Source organism: Hwanghaeella sp. 1Z406, assembly GCF_048892425.1.
In the GTDB taxonomy this organism is placed as follows: Bacteria; Pseudomonadota; Alphaproteobacteria; order UBA8366; family Aestuariispiraceae; genus Pacificispira.
In genome coordinates, this window is sequence record NZ_JBLZHU010000004.1 from 353,748 (window position 1) to 378,541 (window position 24,794).

Annotated in this window: 21 protein-coding genes; 6 read left to right on the forward strand and 15 right to left on the reverse strand. The window is 55.1% G+C overall.

What is annotated here, in order from left to right; all coding sequences use genetic code 11:
• Positions 1-28 precede the first annotated feature (28 nt).
• Positions 29-409, reverse strand: a complete 381-nt coding sequence (gene sdhD / locus ACOSDR_RS10945; RefSeq protein WP_420731250.1) for a succinate dehydrogenase, hydrophobic membrane anchor protein — start codon at positions 407-409, stop codon at positions 29-31.
• Positions 410-444: 35 nt separating this feature from the next.
• The gene (gene sdhC, locus ACOSDR_RS10950) at positions 445-831 is read right to left on the reverse strand and encodes a succinate dehydrogenase, cytochrome b556 subunit (protein ID WP_420722555.1); all 387 of its coding nucleotides are present in this window, start codon (positions 829-831) and stop codon (positions 445-447) included.
• Between the two features lie 1,130 nt (positions 832-1,961).
• Here sdhC and ACOSDR_RS10955 point away from each other — a divergent pair.
• Complete coding sequence (locus ACOSDR_RS10955; protein ID WP_420722554.1) at positions 1,962-2,993, forward strand: amino acid ABC transporter substrate-binding protein; 1,032 nt, start codon at positions 1,962-1,964, stop codon at positions 2,991-2,993.
• A gap of 214 nt (positions 2,994-3,207) precedes the next feature.
• Positions 3,208-5,145: an ATP-binding protein gene (locus ACOSDR_RS10960; protein ID WP_420731252.1), complete on the forward strand. Its 1,938-nt coding sequence runs from the start codon at positions 3,208-3,210 to the stop codon at positions 5,143-5,145.
• 99 nt (positions 5,146-5,244) lie between these two features.
• On the opposite strand, the gene ACOSDR_RS10965 is transcribed toward ACOSDR_RS10960, so the two are convergent.
• The 7 genes from ACOSDR_RS10965 to ACOSDR_RS10995 all read right to left on the reverse strand — a co-directional run bounded on the left by ACOSDR_RS10965 (position 5,245) and on the right by ACOSDR_RS10995 (position 11,894).
• Complete coding sequence (locus ACOSDR_RS10965) at positions 5,245-6,165, reverse strand: DMT family transporter (RefSeq protein ID WP_420722552.1); 921 nt, start codon at positions 6,163-6,165, stop codon at positions 5,245-5,247.
• Positions 6,166-6,174: 9 nt separating this feature from the next.
• Positions 6,175-7,047, reverse strand: coding sequence for a 3-hydroxybutyryl-CoA dehydrogenase (locus ACOSDR_RS10970; RefSeq protein WP_420731253.1), 873 nt, complete (start codon positions 7,045-7,047; stop codon positions 6,175-6,177).
• 98 nt (positions 7,048-7,145) lie between these two features.
• On the reverse strand, positions 7,146-7,943 hold the full coding sequence (locus tag ACOSDR_RS10975; protein ID WP_420731255.1) for a maleate cis-trans isomerase family protein: 798 nt from the start codon (positions 7,941-7,943) through the stop codon (positions 7,146-7,148).
• Between the two features lie 44 nt (positions 7,944-7,987).
• On the reverse strand, positions 7,988-8,299 hold the full coding sequence (locus ACOSDR_RS10980) for a hypothetical protein (RefSeq protein WP_420722549.1): 312 nt from the start codon (positions 8,297-8,299) through the stop codon (positions 7,988-7,990).
• A 104-nt stretch (positions 8,300-8,403) separates the two neighbouring features.
• Entirely contained in the window at positions 8,404-9,039 is a 636-nt protein-coding gene (locus ACOSDR_RS10985) for a LysE family translocator (protein WP_420722548.1), read from the reverse strand.
• Between the two features lie 3 nt (positions 9,040-9,042).
• On the reverse strand, positions 9,043-10,221 hold the full coding sequence (locus tag ACOSDR_RS10990) for an NAD(P)/FAD-dependent oxidoreductase (protein ID WP_420722547.1): 1,179 nt from the start codon (positions 10,219-10,221) through the stop codon (positions 9,043-9,045).
• Positions 10,221-11,894, reverse strand: coding sequence for a thiamine pyrophosphate-binding protein (locus ACOSDR_RS10995; protein WP_420722546.1), 1,674 nt, complete (start codon positions 11,892-11,894; stop codon positions 10,221-10,223). The genes ACOSDR_RS10990 and ACOSDR_RS10995 overlap by 1 nt, the downstream gene beginning before the upstream one ends.
• A 180-nt stretch (positions 11,895-12,074) precedes the next feature.
• Here ACOSDR_RS10995 and ACOSDR_RS11000 point away from each other — a divergent pair, with 180 nt between their 5' ends.
• Together ACOSDR_RS11000 and ACOSDR_RS11005 are read left to right on the forward strand one after the other, a co-directional pair.
• On the forward strand, positions 12,075-12,971 hold the full coding sequence (locus ACOSDR_RS11000) for an NAD(P)-dependent oxidoreductase (RefSeq protein ID WP_420722545.1): 897 nt from the start codon (positions 12,075-12,077) through the stop codon (positions 12,969-12,971).
• Positions 12,972-13,074: 103 nt separating this feature from the next.
• On the forward strand, positions 13,075-14,616 hold the full coding sequence (locus ACOSDR_RS11005; RefSeq protein WP_420722544.1) for a sensor histidine kinase: 1,542 nt from the start codon (positions 13,075-13,077) through the stop codon (positions 14,614-14,616).
• A 15-nt stretch (positions 14,617-14,631) separates the two neighbouring features.
• On the opposite strand, the gene ppdK is transcribed toward ACOSDR_RS11005, so the two are convergent.
• The 5 genes from ppdK to ACOSDR_RS11030 all read right to left on the reverse strand — a co-directional run bounded on the left by ppdK (position 14,632) and on the right by ACOSDR_RS11030 (position 21,619).
• A complete protein-coding gene (gene ppdK, locus ACOSDR_RS11010; RefSeq protein WP_420731257.1) occupies positions 14,632-17,301 on the reverse strand; it encodes a pyruvate, phosphate dikinase in 2,670 nt (889 codons plus the stop codon).
• A 54-nt stretch (positions 17,302-17,355) separates the two neighbouring features.
• Positions 17,356-19,461, reverse strand: coding sequence for a glycine--tRNA ligase subunit beta (gene glyS / locus ACOSDR_RS11015; RefSeq protein ID WP_420731259.1), 2,106 nt, complete (start codon positions 19,459-19,461; stop codon positions 17,356-17,358).
• Positions 19,454-19,681 (reverse strand): hypothetical protein, encoded by a 228-nt coding sequence (locus tag ACOSDR_RS11020; RefSeq protein WP_420722541.1) that lies wholly within the window; start codon positions 19,679-19,681, stop codon positions 19,454-19,456. Before ACOSDR_RS11020 ends, glyS begins: the two co-directional genes overlap by 8 nt.
• A gap of 299 nt (positions 19,682-19,980) precedes the next feature.
• The gene (locus ACOSDR_RS11025) at positions 19,981-20,859 is read right to left on the reverse strand and encodes a glycine--tRNA ligase subunit alpha (protein WP_420722539.1); all 879 of its coding nucleotides are present in this window, start codon (positions 20,857-20,859) and stop codon (positions 19,981-19,983) included.
• A 169-nt stretch (positions 20,860-21,028) separates the two neighbouring features.
• Positions 21,029-21,619 (reverse strand): hypothetical protein, encoded by a 591-nt coding sequence (locus ACOSDR_RS11030; RefSeq protein ID WP_420731261.1) that lies wholly within the window; start codon positions 21,617-21,619, stop codon positions 21,029-21,031.
• Between the two features lie 219 nt (positions 21,620-21,838).
• Here ACOSDR_RS11030 and ACOSDR_RS11035 point away from each other — a divergent pair, with 219 nt between their 5' ends.
• Both ACOSDR_RS11035 and ACOSDR_RS11040 read left to right on the forward strand, forming a co-directional pair.
• Positions 21,839-22,402, forward strand: coding sequence for a peptidylprolyl isomerase (locus tag ACOSDR_RS11035; protein WP_420722537.1), 564 nt, complete (start codon positions 21,839-21,841; stop codon positions 22,400-22,402).
• A 135-nt stretch (positions 22,403-22,537) separates the two neighbouring features.
• Positions 22,538-22,726 (forward strand): hypothetical protein, encoded by a 189-nt coding sequence (locus ACOSDR_RS11040; protein WP_420731263.1) that lies wholly within the window; start codon positions 22,538-22,540, stop codon positions 22,724-22,726.
• A 417-nt stretch (positions 22,727-23,143) separates the two neighbouring features.
• Here the strand turns inward: ACOSDR_RS11040 and ACOSDR_RS11045 are convergent, their stop codons facing one another.
• The gene (locus ACOSDR_RS11045) at positions 23,144-24,601 is read right to left on the reverse strand and encodes a DEAD/DEAH box helicase (RefSeq protein WP_420722535.1); all 1,458 of its coding nucleotides are present in this window, start codon (positions 24,599-24,601) and stop codon (positions 23,144-23,146) included.
• Between the last annotated feature and the right edge of the window lie 193 nt (positions 24,602-24,794).

The window sequence follows — 24,794 nt, forward strand, 5'->3', positions numbered from 1 at the left end:
GTTTTCAACAAGCAGCGTTTTCCGCGCATCAGGCGGTAAAGGCCACCTTCAGCACCGCAAACACCGCAGCAACCGCCAGCGCGACAGAGGCCAGCTTGACCACCAGCATGACACCAACTTTTGCGGCTTCGCCATGGATGTAGTCCTCTACGACGACTTGCAAACCCAATTGCAGGTGATGGAATGTCGCACCGATCAGCAACACCATCATAATGGCGTTGAAGGGAGAGGCGAGCCAGTTAGCCATTTCGCCATGCTCTGCCCCGGCATGCCCCACCATTGAAAGGATAAACCACAGCGTCAGCGGCACCAGCGCCACCGCTGTCACACGCTGCATCCACCAATGATGCGTTCCACTGCGGGCCGATCCCAGTCCGCGCACCTGGCCAAGTGGTGTCTTCAAACTCATCTGTATATCCCCTGTTGTCTCTTACGCCACCAGCGTCAAATGGCGAAATACCCAATGATCCATGTTACCAATGTCAGGCACGCCGCCACGATGGGCACCGCATGTCCTGTCCTTTGGGCCACATCCAGATCAAATCCATGGCCTGTATCCCAGACCAGATGTCGAACACCATTTGCAAGATGATAAAACAAGGCAAAGGTCCAGCCGAACAAGAACAGTCGACCAAAGAAGCTGCCCATAACGGCTTGCGCACTCCCGAAGGCTTCAGGCCCTGTCGCCAGCGCCACCAGCCACCAGACCAAAAGCAACGTCCCAACCCCCAGCGCAATACCCGTCGCGCGATGAAGGATGGAATAGGCCATGGTCCACTGCCAACGATAAATCTGCAAATGCGGAGATAGCGGTCGATTTTCCGTCGTCATGCTTTGATACCTTTTTTGACTACTCGCCTCAGCGGCTGCGCACACAGTAAGGTCTCAGCCCGAACTGTCAAAATGTTTTGCATTGCAGCAGGATTACGGCACTTCAAATAGACCCGGCGCCATACAGAAAATCCAAACAAAACAGGCGGTTAAAAAACCGCATTAAACAATTGTGGATAAGTCTGTGAGTAAATTGTTATTAAATTGTTATTAAGTATAAATACACTCAACAACTTTTTTTACATTGTTATTACTTTTTTGTAGACTTCGTTGTAATGCGAACGCAAGATTTTATCAACGCGGTTGTTGTGACTTCAGTCTTTAATTTTTGTTCTTGTTACTGAACTTCTGGTTCAGTGAGAGCATAGATAAAGAGATGGAGGGGTGGCTCAAGGCCCTTTGGGATTTTGACCACAACAACGCCAGACGGTTCGAAACATCATTCTCGCGGATGGCGTTTCATGAAGGGCCGAATGGGGTGACTGTCGGCTGGACGGGCTTGCGATGTTTTGGGCAACCGGGACATTCTTGCATCCGGAAAGATCGGTGGTCTCTGTGACAGATACCCGCGCGGGCGACGCATCTCCCCCTTGGGAAACGCGACCGGCGTGGCGGCGAGTAGAATGACCCGAAGACCAGGTGCTTTGCCAGGGTGACCAGGACATCGGATCGGACCAAAAGCCGCACTGGATCGTCATTGATGTTCACGACACTGCGCTGACGCGTGGGAGGCCTCGCTCTCCGGAGGCTCCGTGAAGCCGCTACGGCTTTGGCTGTGGCAGCATCGTCACCGGGACGACGCCAGACGTCCTGACTGTCGATTCGGAGCCTCGCGCGCGTCCTTCAAGCCGCCGCATTCAGGTGAAAACCTCACCAGGATCGGCTAATCGAGGGTGAGACACACCACCCGGTGTGCTTCCCTCGACCAAGGGGCTTGAGAACAAATCGGGCGTTCGATCCACAGGGTCGAACGCCCGTTTTCTGTTCGCCGGATTCGCTGCTAACGATATTGTGAACACCAAATAATTGCGGCTTTCACAGTAGTTGTTATCGTTAACGAAGTTGATTAAAGTCTCTGTTCAAAAACATTACAAATGCGCGGTTTTTGCGCAAAAAACTGTGGGGGGTTTATGCCAGTCTGGCGCTTTAGCAGTATCATCGGCATTCTTTTTGCCCTTTCATTTGGTACTCAAGCTTCGGCCAACACACTGGAAACAGTTCAAGACAGGGGTCTGTTGCGCTGTGGCGTCGTCAACAGTGGGGTTGGGCTTTCAGAGATCGACCTGCAAGGGCACTGGCAAGGATTTTTCCCGGATTTCTGTCGATTCATGGCAGCTGCTATTCTGGGGAATGCCGATGCTGTCGAATATATTGAGGTTAACTACGTAACGCGGTTCGAGGCCCTTAATGCGGATGCGTTCGATGTCCTTATGGCCAATACGACCTGGACCGCCGGACGGGATATCGACCTGAAACTGGCCTTCACACATCCCCTGTTTTATGACGGCCAGGGCTTTCTTGCTCATCGATCCGTCGGCTTAGACTCTGTTGCGGATCTTATTGGCGATAAAACCTATTCCGTCTGTGTCAGCGATGGAACGACCACCATTGAAAATCTGCGTGATCTAGTTGCCACGAACAATTTGAACCTGAAAATCATCACATTCCAGTCCGTCGAAGGTGTTTATGACGCTTTTTTTGCACGGGTATGCGATCTGATGACACAAGACAGGGTGGCGCTGGTGTCACAGCGCTTGAACCGGGCTGCTGATCCCTCCAGTTTTGTCCTTTTCCATGACATCATTTCTAAAGAACCTCTGGGACCCGCCGTTCGGGAAAATGATCCACAATGGTATGACATCGTGCAATGGACGATTTATGCCACCATGATGGCGGAAGAAAATGGCATCACGCAGCAAAACGTCGATACTTTTCTGAATTCCGCGGAACCGGAAATTCAGCGCCTTCTGGGTGTTGTGCCTGATATCGGCGACTCACTGGGTCTGCCCCGGGATTGGGCCTATCAGGGATTGAAACAGGTTGGCTCTTACAGCGAGATTTATGATCGCACATTAGGCAAAAACTCTTCCATGGGGCTTGAAAGAGGTTTAAATGCCCTTTGGTCAGATGGTGGTCTTTTATACACGCCACCACTGCGCTAAAGTTGGACAAATTGGCTCCATACTGCGCATTATTGTACTTTGGCGCAGGGAACAAAGAAAGAGATTGAATGCTGTGCGGGGGGGCGTTGACACGCGGGGAACGCGCGAATTTGTTCAATGCTCAGTTTTCTGTGAACCCTTTACTGTTTTCTGACTTCCCTATTTCAATGGAAATGTATTCCAGCCTTCGCGCTTGTTTTGAAAGCCGATAGAAATGCGGTGGTCCCTGATTTCAGTTCGCCTGGTCATCGCCATATCCCTTTTTGGATTGGTGACATGCGGGGCTTTGCTGACGGCAGTGCTCAGTTTTGATGACATGCGGCGCGGCTATGACCACATCGCAACGACAACCGTCCCGGAACTGATTGCAGCGTCCCGTATTGGCCAGACAGCGCAGGCCATCGCATCCACGGCACCCGCGCTCAGTTCCGTTGAAACCCATCTGCGCAAAGAGGCGGTAAATCATCGCATCACCGACCAGATCAAACTTCTGGACGCCTATTTGAACGATTTACAGAATCTGGTTGGGGTATCAGAAACGGCCGCCAAGTTGATTGATCGTATCCGACAAAGCCGTGATGCGCTGGTGCAAAACCTGGAAACACTGGATAAAACAGTCAGTGAACGCATAACGGTTGAAGGCAGATTGATCGAAACCTATGCCACCGCGCGGTCCATCATGGACCGCCTGCAAGAGGCGCAGGATGACGCGATCTTAGCGATGGGTTCAATTGATCTGCATGCTGAATTGCCCGGGAACGGTACATTGCACCAGAAATGGTACCGACCAATGGAAGCAGCACTGATCAATGTCCTGGCCGTTCGCACCTTTGATTCTGATGTCCTTGTGGAACAGGCAAACGACAGGGCCGCCGGTTTTCTGGCAACCGCCCAAAACGCATCGGTGGTATTCGAACCTTATCTGACAAAGGATATGATTGAGAGACTGCGGGGCTTAGAAGGCGAGGCACGGTGGCTGATTGAAGGGGATAGGGGGATCTTTGGTCTGGTCCGCAAACGGCTGGAATTGTTAACCAATCTCAAAGGATTGCTGAATTCAAACATATTCCTTGCCAACCGGTTTGTCGGTTCTGTTGCAGACCTGACCTTAGTGTTGCGTGAAGATACGCTTAAAAGCTCTCTGGCATTCAAGGAAATCGCTTATTCAAAATGGCTGATTTTACTTGGCGTGATGGGGGGAAGCATTGCGGCTGTCCTTATCCTGTCGCTCTATGTGCGCAAACGTATTGTGCGGCGCCTGAACGCACTGCGAGATTCTCTGATCGCCCGGGTCAGCGGACAATCCGTGCCAATCCCTGTGGATGGTCAGGATGAAATCGCTGATATTGGACAGGCCGCCGCTTACTTCGCCGAAGCGGTCGCAGAGCGAGAGCAAAGCCTGTATCGATCAAAGGAAGAAGCAGAGCACCTCGCCCGGGAAGCGGAGGCCGCCAATCGCGCAAAATCCGTATTTCTGGCAAATATGAGCCACGAATTGCGCACCCCCCTGAATGCCATCATCGGGTTTTCAGAACTGATTGGCAGCGGCCAGATTAAACAGAACCGCAATCAGGAATATGCAATGGATATCAATGACAGCGGTCGCCACCTGCTGGAACTGATCAATCAATTGCTGGACTATTCCAAAATCGAAGCAGGCGAACGTGATCTAGCCATGCGGGCGATCAATGCGTCAGAAGAACTGACATCGCTGGAAAAACTGATTCACCAACCCTTGGAGCGCCGGAATCTGACAATTGCCAATATGCTGGATCCAGACCTGATGGTTTGGGCTGATCGCACTGCCTTCAGGCAGGTCCTGCTGAATCTATTGACCAATTCCTGTAAATTCGCCTACGAACATTCCACAATCACCGTTAGCGCCACCACGGAAAATGGCATGGTCGCCATTGAAATTGCTGATCGTGGAATTGGCATTGGTGAAACCCACCTAGCCAGGGTCATGCAACCTTTTCATCAAGAGACGGAAACCTATATTCGCCCGTCGGGCGGCACAGGTCTGGGTCTGGCAATCGTCGAATCTCTGGTTCAGATGCATGGTGGCGTCGTGACGTTGACCAGCGAGAAAGGGATTGGCACATCGGTTACGGTACAGTTCCAATTGGCGCAAACCGATATACCACCAGCCTAAAGCATCATGTGCTCGCAAACGCTCACACATAATGCTCTAACCATTTGTGTTTTCAGCAAATACGTCGTCGCACACAGATCCGTTCGCGCAGGTTTTTCTCTAACCAACTCTACCCATCTCCGCGCGGATTGCACACCACAGACCCACCAGGATTGGAACGCCGCCCAAAAGGGTCATTGCCGGGATTGCTTCGTTAAAATAGACCAATCCCAGAAAGCCGCCGATGATCGGCTCCCCCAACAGGCAAATCGCTACAAAAATGGGGGAAACCCGACCCAGGGAATGATTGTACGATGTGTGACCGATCACCTGGCTGACAAGGCCTAATGCCAAAATCGCCAACCATGCCTGTTGCCCCAGACCGGACACCGAAACGCCCATAACCAGGCCTGCGATGATCAGCGTGACAGCGGCACTGCCATAACACAGCGTCACGTACTGACTGGTTTCCAGATACTGACGGACATGTTTTCCAATCATCAGATAGCCCGCCATGGCCATGCCCCCCAGCGTGGCAAGGCACAGACCGACAGGATCCCCTTGTGGATTTCTAAGCCCGTCCCACCCGATCAGGGTCAATCCTACAAGGCATAACAGAATCCCGATCAGCACCCCGTTTGGCGGTCGCCCGCGACCAAGTGCTGTTTCAGCCACGACCACCCAAATCGGTGACAGGCTGACCAACAAAGCGCTTTCAGCAATAGTCAGGCGTTGGACAGATTCAATCCAGCTTGCGAAATGCACGGCCAGAAACAGGCCGGACACTAAAGAAAAACCGATCAACACCAAGCCTGATGGCCGCACGGCACGGACCGATCCACGCATTCCATACAAGGCAAAGGGCAGAAAAACCAATGTCGCAATTCCAACCCGCGCCGCGGCAATCAGCAAGGCCGGCGCATCCCCCGCCAATCGCACAAAGATAACACCGTGACTGACTGCCGCCAGTCCGATCAGCGCAACCAGCACCATCATGCCACGATGGGGCTGAAGCATCGGGCTGTTAACCGGGCCTGTCATTTGTCAGGGTCAACGTGTCGGGCGGGGAATATCTTCCGCATAATCATAGAAACCCCGCCCGGTTTTGACACCCAACCAGCCCGCCTCGACATATTTGACCAACAGGGGACAGGGGCGGTACTTCGCATCCGCCAGATCCGCATGCAACACGGACAGGATCGCAAAACACGTATCCAATCCGATGAAATCAGCAAGCTCCAATGGCCCAAGGGGATGGCGCGTCCCCAGCTTCATGGCGGTATCAATGGCGGTTACACTGCCTACCCCCTCATACAGCGTGTAAATCGCCTCATTGATCATCGGCAGTAAAATACGGTTGACGATAAAGCCTGGAAAATCCTCTGATACGGCAACAGTTTTGCCCAAGGCCTCTGCATAGGATTTAAACTTTTCAAAAGTTTCATCTTTTGTCGCCAGTCCCCGCACCAGTTCCACCAGCGGCACTGATGGAACTGGATTCATGAAATGACAGCCGCAGAAGCGATCCGGGCGGTCCGTAATTGCCGCCAACCGCGTGATGGAAATCGAAGACGTATTGGTCGCCAGATAGGCCTGATCACTCATTGCCGCCGTCGCGGATTTCAGGATATCGCGTTTGACCTCTTCATTCTCTGTGGCGGATTCAATCACCATTTCGCAATCAGACAGCATCCCATAGTCTGTGCCAGTCTGAATAAGCGCAAGGGCCGGGGCGATTTCCGCCGCATCAATCAGGCCACGCCGTGCCTGTTTGTCCATGGACTCCTTGATTTTCTCCAGTGCGATGGACAATGCATCCTGTGAAATGTCCAATAAGCGCACTTTTGCACCGGCTAAGGCAGAGACATGGGCGATCCCATGACCCATCTGACCTGCACCGATGACGCCGATGGTCTTAAACATCGCCGTCTCCTTTCCCGCATGGCTGGCCGCCCCTCGTTTCGGGGGCGGTCCTTATGTTGCAGTGCAACTTTGAGCCGGACAGCTGCATTATGCAAGTGTCATAGTGTAAACAACCGTCCCCATTGCGCCAATTGATCCTGAATACCGGCAAGCCTCAGGCTGTGCCAGGCAAGAACTTGATTGGATGATAGGACGGGTTTGCCCAATTCCGCTTCCAGCGACGCAATAGCATCGGCCAATCGAACGCTGGTGCAGGAGACAAAAACGCAATCGACATCGTCGCGCTTGCCTAAAGCCAAGACGGCCCGGCGCAGACTGTCTGTCGTGATGCAGGCTACGATATTGTCATCGGGTTCATTGAAGGACCCGAAGACAGGAACTGTGTAGCCCCGTGCCTCTATATATCCACGCACAAGCTCGTTTACGTCACGCGTATAGGGGGTCAATACAGCAATTCGGCAGACATCCAACGAGTCGAATGCCGCAAAGGCAGCCGTTATTGGAGTATTGGGTCGCGCTTCCGGACGACCCTTTTTGATTTGACCGAAGACCCGATCTTCACCCAACACGATGCTGGCCGACGTGCAGGCATAGGCCAGCACGTCCAAGTGCGCATCGGGCAAAATAAGTGCGGCCTGACTGGCGATGGTGTCTTCCATCGCAGCCAGGGTTGTCGGCGTTATGATGGCTGAACTAGCAATACGGGTGAAATGGACCGCCACGCCGGGCTGGGCAACCATCTCCCAGAATTCATGCTCTACGGTGTGATCGCTGGCCAGAACCACGGCGCCAATACGGGCGCGTGCAGCCAGACCGGCGCTCGCTTGAAAGGGAAAATCAATAAAGGACCTGTCTGGAGCATCCACCAGCGACTCATCCACCAGCGACTCGGGCACCCTACACCCCCTTCCCCACGGACTGGATCAACGATCCACTGCCGCTATTGTTTGACCCGCGACGGGCGACGGGTCATGCCTTCAGGCACTTCTTCCGACTTACTATCGATGAACACACGCTGCCAAACCATCGCCCCTTTGTCGGATTTCACCAGCATCCAAGTGCGCCCAAAGGCCGTATCGACCATTAATGTCCCAGGTTTGCCATCAATAGTCGTCGGCATGGTCAAATACCGACCAGGCGCGGTCAAAGACGCCCCGTCGTCCGATGATTGCGCCACAGCAATCCCTGAAAAGGTTAAGGACCCAACCAATAAACCTGTCACCAAGGCAGCAGTTTTCAAAAAGCGCATCATTGTGAACATCCCTCCAAACAAGATCATTTCGCACCAACAATCCGATGCGCTATCGGCACTGTACAGCGCAGAACGCTTGGGGGGAAGCATCTATGCGAAGGTCTTTATACAGGACGGCGGGCCAGGGCCAACCCGATGCCCGTCGCCAATAATAAAGTCCCCGTGATGCGGGCGCGCAGCACGGCCCGTTTCGCATCCATCAGATAGGGTCGAATACGCCCGGACATCAGGGCATAACTACCGTCCAACAAAATGGCCACGCCAATAAAGCTTGCCGTCATGATCACAACCTGTGGGGCTGGCGGCAATCCAGCGTCGATGAATTGCGGAAAGAAGGCGATGTAAAACACGATGGTTTTGGGATTGGTCAACCCGGTCAGGAAGCCATGTATGAACGTCCGCTTGAACGATTTCCGCCGGTTCGCCTTGGCATCCTGCAAAACCGCCGCTGAGGATCGCCATTCCTTGATACCCAGGTAAATCAGATAGGCAGCACCCACCCATCGCACAATATCGAACAGTTCCGACATCAGCGTCAGGGCGGCGGTAAGACCGATCGCGCCCGCTATCAGTAATATCGCGGTCCCGAAATTCGCCCCCAGGCTGGTGCTGATACCATAGCGGGTACCATGCTTCAGGCTATTGGCAATAACCAGGGTCACGACGGGCCCAGGCATCAGAACCAGAAGTGCCGAAGCAAGCAGAAACGCACTGAACAATTCGATATTTAGGACTTCCATGATCTATATTACCTCTGTTTCTTCCAGCGGCCGCCCTGCCGCAATGCGTTCATATCCAAAAACGGATAAATCGATGCTGCGATATGCTCCATGGGTTATCATTTCCGCAATTCCACGCCCGACCGCAGGGGATTGCTGCATGCCATGCCCGCTGAACCCATTAGCAAAATAGAAATTCGTAAGGTCTGGATGGGGCCCTAGAATGGAATTGGCATCCAGCAAGCACATCGCATAATGACAGCCCCAGGCAGAAACCTGCCGGATGGCCTCAAAGGCGGGCACCCGATGCGCCAATGTGGGCCACAGATATTCTTCAAACTGATCATAGGCGACATCAAAGTCGGTGTTCTCTGGATCCTCTTCCCCGGGATTTGGGGAGCGACCGCACAGGAACCCCTTCCCTTCTGCCCGAAAATACGTGCCCGAACTATCAATCACCAACAGGTCTTGCGGCACTGGATCGCGGCTTTCACAGTAGAAAACACAGCGCTTGCGGGGAGAGACCGGAAGGTCCGCAATCCCTGCCATGTCCGCCACCCATCGGGCTCGGCCTCCGGCTGCATTTACAAAGGCACCGGCGGGCACAACTTCCCCCATGTTTGTAACCGCCGCAGTCAGGCGTCCGCCTTCACGCTTAAACCCTGTGACTTCCGCCTCGCGATATACGACCCCCATTGAAATGGCCTTTTTCCGAAAGGCGCGGGTCAAGGCATAGCCGTCGAACCATCCCTCTCGCGACAAACCGACATGGGCAACGACCAGATCCTGAGCGTTCAACCAGGGAAACTTCTTTGCAATGGCATCGGGCCCGACAAATCGATCCACTTCAGCGCCACTGTCACGCTGAATGGTCAGAATTTTGTCAAAAGCCCCCTGCTGAGACTCATCGCCTAGAAACAAATACCGGCCTTCATGAAACTGGATGTCAGGGGCGTCGCCCTCAATCCCCAAATGATAGCCAACCTGGGTTAGGAAATCATAGCCATAGCGGGAGATGGCGATGTTCTCCGGTGTTGAAAATTGCTGACGGATCGATGCGACAGACCGGGCAGATGTGGAAAATTCATAGCTGGGATCCCGCTCGAACACCGTCACGGTGCCTTGAAAATCAGGGTCCAGTGCAAGAAAATACGCTATTGCACTGCCAATCACGCCCCCACCAACGATTACAACGTCCGGCATCACGCACCGCCGCGCAATTTTGTTATCGTCGTGCCAAAGGAGATCGCTTCAGGCGATGTCATCAATTCGATCAATGCCGGCCCCTTATATGCGCGCGCCGCTGCAAAGGCGGCTGGGAAATCAGCCGTCCGCTCAACCCTTGTGCCCCAGGCACCATAGGCTTCCGCCAATTTCGCAAAATTCGGATTGCTGAGATCGGTCCCAGACACACGCCGGGGATAATCCCGCTCCTGATGCATGCGAATGGTTCCATAGGTGCTATTGTTGGAAACGATGATCGTGATATCCAGATTGTGCTTCATTGCTGTCGCCAGTTCCTGGCCATGCATCATGAAACAGCCGTCCCCGGCAAAACAGATCACCTCCTGATCCGGTGCATCCAGCTTTGCCGCCACGGCCGCAGGCAGTCCATAGCCCATGGAACCGGATGTGGGTGCCAACTGCGTCCGGAAGGACCGGAACTGATAATAGCGATGCACCCAGCCTGCATAATTGCCCGCCCCATTGCAGATAATCGCGCGATCATCTGTGGACGCATCGACATGTTTGACGACCTCTTCCATCTTCACGTCCCCTGGCGTTTCGATGGGTGTCAGGCTGCTTAAATACGCTTCATGCAATTTGCCAACACGGTCTTGATCCCGTTTCATGGGTGCAACATCAACCTGTGACAGGGCTTCGGCAAAACCCTGTGCGGTCGATACGATGGCTAGTTCCGGGCGATAGACCCGCCCGATTTCCGACGCGCTGGGATGGATATGAACAAGGGTCTGCTTTGGATTCGGACTTTCAACCAGACTATAGCCGCTGGTCGTCATTTCCCCTAAACGCGCCCCAACAACAATCAGAAGATCCGCATCTTCAATCGCTGACTTCAGGCTGGGAATGGGGCCTATACCGCTGTGCCCAACATAACTGGGATGGCGATTGTCGATGTAATCCTGTGTGCGGAAAGAGCTGCAAACCGGCAGTGCCGCACGATCACAAAAAGCCTCTACCTGTTGGCGGACCTGATTGGACCAACCGGGGCCTCCCACCATCATGATCGGTCGCTCCGCCATTTTCAGCAGATGTGCCAATTGCGACATATCATCCTGACCTGGTCGCGCCTTGGCAGGATTTGCCCGCACAGCATCTTTCACAACCACCGATTCCCGCAGCATATCTTCCGGCAGGGCCAGAACGACAGGGCCCGGACGCCCAGATTGGGCGATATGATAGGCCTGACTGACATATTCGGGAATACGATCCACCCGATCAATCTGGGCCGCCCATTTTGCCAGGGGCGCAAACATCTGGCGATAATCCACTTCCTGGAAGGCTTCCCGATCCACCATGTCGCTGCCAACCTGACCGATAAACAGAATCATGGGCGTGGAATCCTGATAGGCGATATGCACCCCGGCAGAGGCGTTTGTCGCGCCGGGGCCACGGGTGACGAAACAGACGCCGGGCTCCCCCGTCAGTTTCCCATGGGCATCTGCCATCATGGCCGCACCGCCTTCCTGGCGGCACACAACCGGTTCAATCTCCGGCACATCATACAAGCCATCCAGGACCGCCAGATAGCTTTCCCCCGGCACCAGAAACACCCGCCGGCACCCCTGTGCACGCAATTGATCCGCCAGAATGCGCCCGCCATGACGCATCGTGCATTGTCCGGTAACACTCATCTGATGTGATCCTTGTACTGAAACGAAATGTGACAAACCCTATGCGCCTCGGGGGTGGGTCGGCAAGCTCTGTGCGATGTTTTTATCCAAGGCTTCGGTTTGATCTGGAAAAACCCTTTGTCAAACGGCACAGTCCCGATAATCACTTAAGATGAAAACAAATCAAAGGAAGCGCGTAAAATGAAAGACGGCGGTATTATCGGCTTTATCGGCACCGGCATTATGGGTGCGCCCATGGCGAAGAACCTGGCCCGTGCTGGCTTTAAGGTCAGGGCGTGGAATCGGTCTTCATCAAAAACTCAGGCCTTGCTGGAATTTGGCGTGGAGACCGCCCCAACCGCCGCAGAGGTTGCACAGGATTGCGATGCCGTAATCATCATGCTGAGCGACGGCCCAACATGCGATCATGTCCTGTATGAAACGGGGGATCATGGCGCGCCGGTGCTGCCTGCGATGAAGATTGGCGCCAATCTGGTGGTTATGTCATCCATTCCTGTCGAAACCGCGCGGGATCAGGCAGAAAAAGCCACAGCGTGCGGGATTGGATATCTGGATGCCCCGGTATCAGGGGGGGAAAAGGGGGCAACAGACGGCACTTTGGCCATCATGGCGGGCGGCGAACAAACTGCTTTTGATGCCCTTGTCCCAGCCTTCAAGGCAATGGGTCGCCCCACCCGCATCGGACCCGCGGGCACCGGACAATTGGCCAAACTGGCAAACCAGATCATCGTTGGGAATACATTGGCCACTGTTGCAGAGGCATTGATCTTCGCGAAAATGGGGGGGGCCGATCCTGCCGCTGTCCGTGCAGCTTTATTGGGCGGATTTGCGGATTCAACGATCCTGCAACAACATGGGGAGCGGATGTGTGTTGGCAACTGGAAGCCCGGCGGCCTTTCCCGCTATCAATTGAAGGACCTGCGCACCGCAATGGCCTTTGCAGAGACAATCAACGCGACCTTACCCGTCTCTGAACTGACGACTGGTCTGTATGAGGACACGGTCAGCCACGGCGATGGCGACAAGGATCAAAGTGCTGTCTATCTGGAGCTCGCGCGGCTGAACGGCCTGATATAGGATGCCGGGACAAGCGGCCTAGCCTTAACAGTCAGATCGCCCTTGCTAAAAACCACAATCCTGTGGACGATGGTATTTTAAGACAAAGGAATTGATCTGGGTTATGCCGCAGGATGAGTCTCAACCTGCCTCAACAGGCATTCGTCGATCTGTTCACAGCCGGTTTCTGGGCGCCTATATTCCTGCCGTAATTGTGACACTGGCTTTCTTCATCGCCGTATTCGAAATTTTCACCTATCGCACCGCCGTCAGCGACCTGAGCCAGAAAGCCCAGCGTATCGGCACCAACCTGTCTGTTGTCCTGGCCCACCCGCTGGCGCGATCGGACCTGTCCAGTGTCACAGCACTTCTGAACAATGTCATTCAGGATGAAGATGTAGCAGAAGTCGCAGTCAGCCGCCCGGACAAGACGACTCTGCACCGGGAAATGAGGCCTGATGCACACCCAAACCCGTCCCTTTCCGTCAACCGTCCCATTAAATTGGGCAGTGACTTAGGTACCACTACATTAGGCACGGTTCATATCATTATGTCAGACTCCCGTGTCACATCTGCAAGGCGGAGTCGTCTGTATTTCATTGCGTTCCTATCAGTCCTGCTGCTGGTTGCGATGGCGATTGTCGGGTCCGTGGTCTATCGGCGCACCATCGGCACCTCCTTGAACCAGCTGATCCAGGTCATCAATCAAACGGAACATGGCAGCGACGCAAAAGAGTTAACTGTGCAGCGTAACGACGAAATTGGTGAAGTTTTTCGTGCCTTCAACAGGATGCGCGACCGACAACGGCAACATGATCAAGACCTGGATAATGTTCGCGCCGGGCTGGAAAAGCGGGTGCGGGAACGCACGATGGAACTGAAATCCGCCCATGACGCCGCCTTATCAGCGAACCGCACCAAGAGCCAGTTTCTGGCTAATATGAGCCATGAATTCAGAACGCCCCTGAACTCCATCATCGGGTTTTCGGAAATTCTTGCCAGCGGCATCGTATCCGATCCAAAAATGCTGACGGAATATGCCAATGATATCCGCGAAAGCGGGCAGCACCTTCTAACCCTGACCAACGATCTGTTGGATCTGTCAAAGGCTGAGGCGGGTAAACTGGAGTTGCATGAATCTCTGATGGATGTCACCAGCACGATAGAAGCCTGCACGAACATGGTGCGAAACAGCGCCCAGGAGAAAGGCCTTACAGTATCGATCAGTGTTCCGGCCTCCTCGCCCACGATTTCCGGGGATGAGCGGAAGATACGTCAGATGATCCTGAATTTGCTGTCAAATGCAGTGAAATACACGCCCCAGGGTGGAACCATCACCCTGTCCAGTCGCCCATCACCGGATGGCGGGTTGATTTTGGCTGTGCAAGATACCGGGATTGGAATTGCGCAAAAGGATCAGGAGCGGGTGCTGCAACCTTTTGTCCAGGTCAACAGCGCCTATACCCGCAAACAAGCTGGAACCGGATTGGGGCTGCCGCTGGTGCGCATTCTGGCCGAATTACATGGCGGCTATCTGACCCTGTCCAGCACGCCTGGATCAGGCACCCTGGTCAGCATTCACCTGCCCGCAAGCCGCGTTCAATACGACAGCCGCATCACCCTGACCGGTTCCCCGGGCAAGGTCTCTCAACTGGAAACAAAATAGGAGCAGAAGCCCGGCCTACTTTTGGTCCGCCTGTATAGAGGCTTGCGCGGCTGCCAGGCGTGCAATCGGCACCCGGAACGGACTGCAAGACACGTAATCCAGCCCCAGTTCCTCGCAGAAGGCGATGGAGGCCGGATCTCCGCCATGTTCGCCGCAAATGCCAAGCTTGATTTCCGGGCGGGATTTACGCCCACGCTCCACAGCGATACCGATCAATTCACCAACGCCATCCCGGTCAATGGTCTGGAACGGGTCATGCTCTATGATGCCATAGCGCTGATAATCGTTCAGAAAGGTGGCGCTGTCATCGCGGCTGATGCCAAAGGTCGTCTGCGTCAGGTCATTCGTCCCGAAAGAGAAGAATTCCGCCGATTGTGCAATTTCTTCCGCCCGCAATGCGGCACGGGGCAATTCGATCATCGTCCCGATCGTGTACTTCGGGGCGATGCCGGTTTCTTTCTCAACCTCTGCTGCGACCCCTTCGATGCGGCTGCGCAGCAGGTCCAGTTCCTTTTTGATGGAAACCAGCGGGATCATCACTTCACACAGCACCGCCTCTCCTGATTTATTCTGAACCGCAACGGCAGCTTCGAAGATCGCGCGGGCCTGCATTTCACAGATTTCCGGGTAGCTGTTCAGCAACCGACACCCGCGGTGACCCAGCATCGGATTTGATTCATGCAATTGGGAGGCGCGTGCCTGTACCAGTTTCGCATCCACCGCCAGGCTTGCGGCAAGCTCCTGGAACTCTGCTTCTTCCCGGGGCAGAAATTCATGCAATGGCGGGTCCAGCAGGCGAATGGTGACCGGCAGACCCTTCATGATGTCAAAAATCGCCTCGAAATCGCCGCGCTGCATCGGCAGAATGCGGGCCAGCGCTTTGCGGCGACCGGCCTCGTCATTCGCCAAAATCATTTCGCGCACGGCCAAAATGCGGTCGCCTTCAAAGAACATATGTTCGGTCCGGCACAGGCCGATACCCTCTGCCCCAAAGCCGCGCGCGGTCGCAACATCTTCCGGCGTTTCGGCGTTGGCGCGGATGGCCATACGACGATGGCTGTCAGCCCATTCCATGATGCGCGCAAAATCACCAGACAGTTCCGGCTGAACGGTCGGCACGCGCCCTTTCATGATTTCCCCGGTCGACCCATCAATGGTGATCCAGTCCCCCGCCGCGACAATCACGTCGCGTACACTGAACCGTCCGGACTTATAGTCGATGCGGATATCACCAGCCCCCGCAACACAGGCACGCCCCATGCCGCGCGCAACCACGGCCGCGTGGCTGGTCATCCCGCCGCGCGTGGTCAGTATGCCTTCAGCGGCATGCATGCCATGAATATCTTCAGGCGAGGTTTCGATGCGAACCAGCATCACCTTTTCGCCCAACTGCGCCAGCTTTTCGGCTTCATCTGCTGAGAATACAACAATGCCCGACGCCGCACCGGGAGAAGCCGGCAGGCCTTTCGCGATGACATCGCGTTTTGCCTTAGGATCCAGGCGGGGATGCAGGATCTGATCCAGAGATTGCGGTTCGACCCGCATCACGGCCTCGCGGCTGTCGATCAATCCTTCGTCTGCCATTTCACAGGCAATGCGGATTGCCGCCGCGCTGGTGCGTTTCCCAGACCGGGTTTGCAACATATACAGCTTGCCCATCTGGACCGTGAATTCGATATCCTGCATGTCGCGATAATGGGTCTCCAGCAGAGTGCGAACCTCACACAGTTGCTGGAACACTTCGGGCATCACTTCTTCCATCGCGGGCAAATCGGACCCATGGGCCTTCTTGCCGGCAATAGTCAGATGCTGGGGTGTGCGAATGCCAGCAACGACATCTTCACCCTGTGCATTGACCAGATATTCACCATAGAACAGGTTTTCGCCGGTCGACGGGTTGCGGGTAAAGGCGACACCGGTAGCGCAGGTATTGCCCATATTGCCAAAAACCATGGCCTGGACATTGACCGCGGTGCCCCATTCTTCTGGAATATCATGCAGGCGTCGATAGGTGATCGCGCGGGGCGTCTGCCAGGAATTAAACACCGCCCCGATGGCGCCCCAAAGCTGTTCCTTCGGGTCCTGGGGGAAAGGTTTACCCAACTGATCCGCGACCAGTTTCTTATAACGCTCTATCAAGGTTGTCAGATGCTCGGCAGTCAGGTCCGTATCTGAAACCGCGCCGGTCTCGTCCTTGATATCTTCCAGCGCTTCTTCAAAATGATAATGTTCCACATCCAGCACGACATTGCCGTACATCTGGATAAAGCGACGATAGCTGTCCATGGCAAAGCGACGATCTCCGGATTGCTGGGCCAGGCCCTCCACCGTCTCGTCATTCAGGCCCAGATTCAAAACCGTATCCATCATGCCGGGCATTGAGGCCCGCGCCCCCGACCGGACAGAGACCAATAGCGGGTTTTTCACATCGCCGAACCTGGCCCCAACGATCTCTTCAACCGCAAGCAGGGCCTTTTCAGCCTCCGCTTCCAGATCAGCCGGATAGGTTTTGCCATTGGCATAGTAATGGGTGCAGACATCGGTCGAAATCGTAAAACCCGGTGGCACCGGCAAACCGATATTCGACATTTCTGCCAGATTGGCGCCTTTGCCCCCCAGAAGATTGCGCATATCCCGCGCGCCTTCCGCCTTACCATTCCCAAAACCATAGACCCATTTGGTCATTGTATCGTCCAACCCTTTTCGTTTGATGTATCCGTCGAAAGGAAACTCACGCAATCAACCTTCAATCTGTCCAAAGTCTGCCAGGGTACCCATCACGCTGCGAATACGCGCCAACAGCAGCAGGCGGTTTTTCCGCAGGTCGGCCTCATCGGCATTGACGATCACGGCCTCAAAAAACGCATCAACCGGCTGGCGCAACCCAGCCAGGGCCGTCATGGCACCACCGAAATCTTCCCCGTCGATGCAGGCCTTCACCTGATCCTCAGCAGCGTCCAGAGCCGCCGCCAGTGCCGTTTCTTCCGGCGTGGCAAACAGTGCTGAATCCGGCTTGCCGGAATAGGTCGTGCCGTCCTTCTTTTCCTCGGCGCGCAGGATGTTCGCGGCCCGACGATAGGCGGTCAGCAGATTGGCCCCGTCTTCGCTTTCCAGGAAGGCCTTCAGCGCATGAACCCGCGCGACAAGACGCACCAGATCATCCTCATCCCCCAGCGCAAACAGCGCCTGGATCAGGCTGTGAGAAACCCCCTCATCCTTCAAATGCACCCGCAAACGGTCGGCGAAGAAGGAAAGGAGCGGCTTAACATTCTCGATATCATCATAGGCGCTCGAGCTGAGGCCCATATTATAAAACTCATTGATAAACCCGGCATGTGGCGCCAGTACATTAAGCAAAGGAATTCTAAGTTTATTTTCTAAAATCAACCGGATAACACCCAAGGCAGCGCGCCGAAGAGCATATGGATCCTTAGAGCCTGTTGGCGTTTCATCGATCAACCAAAACGCCGCAAGAGTGTCCAGTTTTTCTGCTAAAGCAACGCACACAGCAACTGGAGCTGAGGGGCATCGATCATTAGGACCAACAGGAGAATAATGCAGCGCAATTGCTCCTGCAATGGACGGTTTTTCTTCCTCGTTTAATGCATAGTGGAAGCCCATAACACCCTGCAACTCAGGAAATTCGCCTACCATTTGCGTTGTCAAATCCGCTTTGGCCAGAAGCGCGGCATGCTTTGCGTCACTTTGATCACAATTTGGAATAAACTGAGAAAGTTCTCCTGCAAGTCGTTCCATTCGATAAACACGGTCAAGGACCGTACCCAGCTTGGCGTGGAACACCATTCTTTCCAAAGCAGGAAGGCGGGACTGTAGTTTAATTGCGCAGTCCTGATCCCAGAAGAATTTCGCATCCGCCAGTCGTGCGCGCAGCACACGTTCATTCCCAGCAACGATCTTTGCGCCGCCATCGACTGCCTTCATATTTGCAACCACGGCAAAGCGCGGCGCGAGACTTCCATCAAGGCCCACCAAAGAAAAATACTTTTGGTGGGATCGCATGGACGTTGACAAAACCTCATCTGGGACGCGCATGAATTCACTATCAATCTTACCAATCAGGACGTCTGGATATTCGACCAGATTGGTGACTTCCTCCAGCAGCGCCGGATCATCCTTGACCGTCAGCCCTTCGCGATCCGCAGCCGACCGCAGGCCGTCGGCAATCGCCTGTTTGCGCTCTTCAGGGTCCAGCACGACATGGGCGTCGCGCAACTTTGCGATATAGTCGCTGAAATTCAGAACCGTGAAGGGCTCTGGCGACAGGAAGCGATGGCCGGATGATGTGTTGGAAAAGGCAACAGTCGCCCCGCCCAGATCAAAATCCCCTGCCAGGGCCGCGCCATCGAATACGGCAAGAATACGATGCAGCGGGCGTACCCAGCGGAAGCTTTGCGCAGCAAACCGCATGCTTTTCGGCCAGGGTAAGGCACGGATCGCTGCCTCAATCAGGCTCGGCAGCACATCAGAGCTGGCCCCACCTTTTTTCTCCACAACCGCGATCCAGACCGGGCCTTTCGGGGTGTCCTGCTGTTCGCATTGATCCAGGCTGTCCAACCCGGCAGAGCGCAGAAAGCCCTGAACGGCTTGGTCGGGCGCGCCGACTTTCGGGCCCTTCTTTTCCTCCCGCAGATCAGGCTGGCGGGTTGGCAAGCCTTCGACGACCAGGGTTAAGCGGCGCGGGGTCCAGTAAATCCGGGTCTCGTCAAATGTCAGGTTGGCCTTTGTCAGACCATCCGTGATCAGGCGCTGTAAATCACCCGCGGCCTGACGCTGCATGCGGGCCGGAATTTCCTCACTGAAAAGCTCAATCAGAAGCTCAGCCATAATGGCGCCCCTTCACGGTGACACCATCGTCATTCCCGCGCAGGCCGGACTCCAGGGCCACACGCCCAACATTCTGCCGGTTGCCCTGGCCCCCGGACAACCGCTCCGCAGTTTCCGGGACAGTCTTGCTGCTGTCATTGGCCGCCCGGAACAAGGGCAGCGCACGATAGCCCAACCCCGATCCGCCACCGGTTAGTGGAAGCGAATGTTGAACAATCACTCTCTCCCTATTGGGGCGGGAGGATGGGTCTTTTACTCCCTCCCCCTTGAGGGGGGAGGACGGGTCTTTTGCTCCCTCCCCCTTGAGGGGGGAGGGTTGGGGTGGGGGTGACAAGGCCGCAAGGCCTTCATCAGAAACCTGCTGTAATGCGGAGGAGAGAGCACCCCCCTCCCAACCTCCCCCCCTCAAGGGGGGAGGGGTAAAATATGGGGCTCCCCCCCTCAAGGGGGGAGGGGTAAAAGATGGGGCTTCCTCCCTCAAAGGATGGGTGACAGCTGTCTTGTTTTTCATGTCATTGCTCATGCGGGTAACTCCCCTTGGCTTTTCAGCCAGGCTTCGGCACAGGCCTTTGCCAGGGCGCGGACGCGGCCGATATAGGCCTGGCGTTCGGTGACCGAAATCACGCCGCGCGCATCCAGCAGGTTGAACAGGTGGCTCGCCTTCAGGCATTGATCATAGGCAGGCAGCGCGACACCGCCCGCGATCAGACGGCCACATTCATCTTCTGCATCCTGAAAATGGCGCAGGATCATGTCGGTATCGGCCAATTCAAAATTATGCTTCGAATATTCGACTTCCGCCTGATGATAGACATCGCGATAGGTCATCGTATCGTTGAAGCGCAGGTCATAGATGTTTTCCACACCCTGGACATACATCGCCAACCGTTCCAGCCCATAGGTCAATTCGGTGGAAACCGGGTTACAGTCAAACCCGCCGACCTGTTGGAAATAGGTAAACTGGCTGACTTCCATCCCGTCGCACCAGACTTCCCAACCCAGGCCCCAGGCCCCCAAAGTTGGGCTTTCCCAGTCGTCTTCGACAAAGCGAATGTCATGTTCCAGCGGATCAATGCCAATCGCCTTCAGGGAGCCGAGATACAAATCCTGACTGTTCGCCGGGGACGGTTTCATGATCACCTGATACTGATAGTAATGCTGCAGCCGGTTTGGATTCTCACCATAGCGCCCATCGGTCGGGCGGCGCGACGGCTGCACATAGGCGGCCTTCCAGGGCTTGGACCCCAAGGAGCGCAAGGTGGTCGCCCAATGGAATGTGCCTGCACCAACCTCCATATCATAGGGTTGCAAAATCACGCAGCCCTGCTTGGACCAATACTGGTGCAGTGTCAGAATGATATCTTGAAAACTGGCGCCGGTGCGCTGTGATTGGCTCATAGATCCGCCGGGACTCGTGAATGAGGTTCGATTAAGTCTGGTCCTGTCGATGCCGCCGGTTCGCGGTGCGGCGCACAATAACGACGCGACTGTCCTGAATCAACGCCGGTTTTCGGGGAAATTACACGCCTGCGACAAAATGAAGACATTCTGTCGCCCAAGATAAAATTCAGTAGACCCGCGGAGCCTCGTAACAGGTTTGTAATCGCCCGATATTCTCCGCCAACAGGGCCAGTTGGAACTTATACAGATGGGATTGGCCGGAAACGTCCTTGAACTGAACAATCGCATGCTTTCCAAAGAAAAAATCTGCAATCAACTGGTTATAGATATTGTCGGTCCAATCGATATAGTCCGGATTAACCGCCCGAGTCCGTTCGTTAAAAACCTCAGGCGATTTGCCAAACCGGTCTTCATACATTTGCGCGGTACGGGCAAAAAACAGCGCGGATCGCATATTGGGCAGCACGGCGAAGTAATGGCGGCGCGTCTCGCCCCCATCGATGGTGACATCAAATGCCATCGGCTTCGTCGGTTTATTGATTTCCGCACCATGACCGAAAATCACACGCGGATTGGTGTTATCGCTGTCGCACAGGAAAAACAGGAATGCTTTGCCATCTTCTGCAGCCAGACGCACGCCGATCAGATGGCTGTTATCAACGGGATCCTTACCATCCACCGGCACCAGAATCTGCTGACCCTGCGCCACAGCCAAACCGGCATTGCAGAAAAGCAGGCCAAAAACCCCAGCCAGCATAGCAATCAGACCAAAAAAACATCGACCCTGTATCCGCATGGACGGAAGTGTATCAAGGCCCTGCCCGCTGGGAAAGATGGCAAAAGCCCCTATATAGCGTAATTCATCGAGGTCAAAGCAATGGCCTCAGGTCCATAGGGCCAGGGTTTACCGATGGGCATAGGCAGTCTATGTCTGCGCTTGAGACTTCTTAATCTAATGCCGGAAGGAAAATTGTTTATGACCACCCGTAAAATTCGCGCGCTTCGCTCTCTCGCCCTGGCCGTTGGCCTGTCGCTCAGCGCCTCAGCCGGTGCCAGCGCGGCCCCGGATCCTGAAAACACGCTGTTGATCGATATGGATGATGGCCAGATCGTCATTGAAATGCGCCCCGATCTGGCACCGAACCATGTTGCCCGAATCAAGGAACTGACACGCGAAGGCTTTTACGACGGTGTTGTCTTCCATCGTGTGATCGAAGGGTTCATGGCCCAGACCGGCGACCCGACGGGGACCGGCATGGGCGGGTCCACCTATCCTGATCTGGATGCCGAATTCACCCAGACCCCGTTTGTTCGCGGCACGGTTGGCATGGCGCGCACCAGCGACCCGAACACCGCCAACAGCCAGTGGTTCATCTGCTTTGACGATTGCTCTTTCCTGAACGGCCAGTACACGGTCTGGGGCAAAGTGGTCGAAGGCATGGACGTGGTTGACAAGATCAAACGCGGCGCAGGGCAAAGCGGTAAAGTAAATGATCCTGATGCGATGCTGAAAGTCCGTATCGCCGCAGACGCGAAGTGATCGTAATCAGATCATAACGCCCAAAGGATTGCATTCGGACCGGCTTTCTGTGTATAACAGAACCAGTTGAGGGCAGAATGTCCTTACAAAGCCGGTCCGAAGACCGTTTTAGTGTTCCATAATTGGGAGAACCCAATGGCTGATATCGCAGGCGTCCTGGCGCTTAACCAGGCTCAATTTCAGCAAAATCTTGCCATTGCGCTGACGAAGCAAAACTTCGACACGCAAAAAGATGTGATCAATATGGTCACCGAAGCCGCCGGTACCGGCGCGCAACCCTTAAACAGCAGCGGCACAGGGCAAGTCGTCAACGTCGACGTTTGACGATTCCCAATATCCCGGCGTTCTGCAACCGGTCGGGGTCCTGTATTAGACCGGGGTGCCGAGTCTGCATGCCCTAATTTCAGTGGAATAGCCGCACCTTCATCCGTCGCTGCATGGTCCAGGAACCCACCTTCGATACCCTTCCCCTCCTTACAGGGGGCCTCTTCTTTTGCCCCTCCCCCCTTGAGGGGGGGGAGGTTGAGAGGGGGTGATCTCTCCTCCGCAATCCATGCTGATTTAGGCGAAGGCCTTGCGGCCTTGTCACCCCCACCCCAACCCTCCCCCCTCAAGGGGGAGGGAGAAGAAAGACCCGTCCTCCCCCCTCAAGGGAGAGGGAGCAGATTAAGGGGCTCAAACACAAAAAGCCCGCCGCATTCATTCTGCGGCGGGCTTTTTACGCAATTCTAAATGTAACCTTTAGCCGCGTTCGTTCAGATTGCGGACCCAGGCGGATTTTTCGCCGCTTTTCTGAGCGGGCTTTCCACCCGGACGCGCTGACTTACCGCGAAACGGCTTGTTATTGCGCTTTGGACCCGCATTCGATGTTGGGCCGGATGTGAACGGCTTTGGGCCATTCCCGCCACGACCACGGGACGGCTTGCTGCGACCCTTATTGCTGGGCGGGTTGCGGCTGAGCGCTGCCTGCGCTGCTTCCTGAGAATGATAGGTATGACTGTCATCCACTGGAATGCTGGTTTTCGTCAGCTTTTCGATCGCCTGCAGTGATTCCGCTTCATCTGCTGCACAGAAAGACAGGGCAATGCCGCTGGCCCCGGCGCGTGCCGTACGACCGATGCGGTGAACGTAGCTTTCTGCATCCACGGGCAGATCAAAGTTGATCACATGGGTGACGCCTTCAACATCGATACCACGGGCCGCAAGATCAGTCGCGACCATGACAGAAACGCGCCCCTTGGTGAAATCCGCCAAAGCCTGCTTGCGCGCGCCCTGGGTCTTGTCGCCATGGATCACGGCTGCACCGATCCCATCGGCTTTCAGCCCCTGACTGACCTTGTCTGCGCCCCGTTTGGTGCGGGTGAAGACAATCACACGGCCAACATTATCGCCTTGCAGAATCTGACGCAGCAGCGGTGCCTTGCGGGACCGGTCCACGAACAGAACCTTCTGGGCAATGCGGTCCACTGTGGTGGACTGTGGGGTGACTTCAACGCGAACCGGATCGCGCATCAGCTCATTGGCCAACACGCGGATATCGGCTGGCATGGTGGCAGAGAACAATACGGTCTGGCGATTTGTCGGCATCGTTTTAGCAAAACGGCGCACTTCCGGGGCAAAGCCCATATCCAGCATCCGGTCGGCTTCGTCCAGAACCAGGATCTGCACATCTTTCAGGCTGATCGCATTGTCTTCCATCAGATCGCGCAGACGCCCGGGTGTCGCCACCAGAATATCGACGCCACGGGAAACGATGCGGGCCTGAGGCCCCTTGCCAACGCCGCCAAAGACACAGGCCTGAGACAGGCGCATGCGGCTTGCAAAAGCGGTGATGCTGTCATTGATCTGACCGGCCAATTCACGGGTTGGGGACAGAATCAGCACGCGGGTGGTTCGGGGGGCGGGCTTGCCCTGCTGTTTTGCCAAATGCTGAAGGATCGGCAGCGCAAAAGCCGCTGTCTTGCCGGTCCCGGTCTGAGCAATGCCCAAAACGTCACGGCCTTCCAGCATTGGAGGGATCGCCTGTGCCTGAATGGGCGTCGGAATTTTGAAGCCCTGGCTGCTCAATGCACCCAGGATTGGGTCGATCAGGTTCAGGTTTTCAAAAGTCACCGCATCATTTGCGGCAACCGGGGTGTTTGGTTTTGCTGAAACGGTATCTTCATCAGAAATCGCAACAGCTGCATTAATCGTCGTCATGTATAAAGCATTCCTATCGTCCGACCGCGCAACGCAGACACAGAGCAAATGCTCGGTCGCGTACGAGACGGGACGTTCTTTTTTGCGCCCTAGGTGCGCGCAACGCCTATGGGAGAAGGTTGAGACCTGCTCACGGGTTCCGGGTGTCGAGATTGGACACCGCTGCGCGATCGTTGAGAGGTCAGCGGCGATT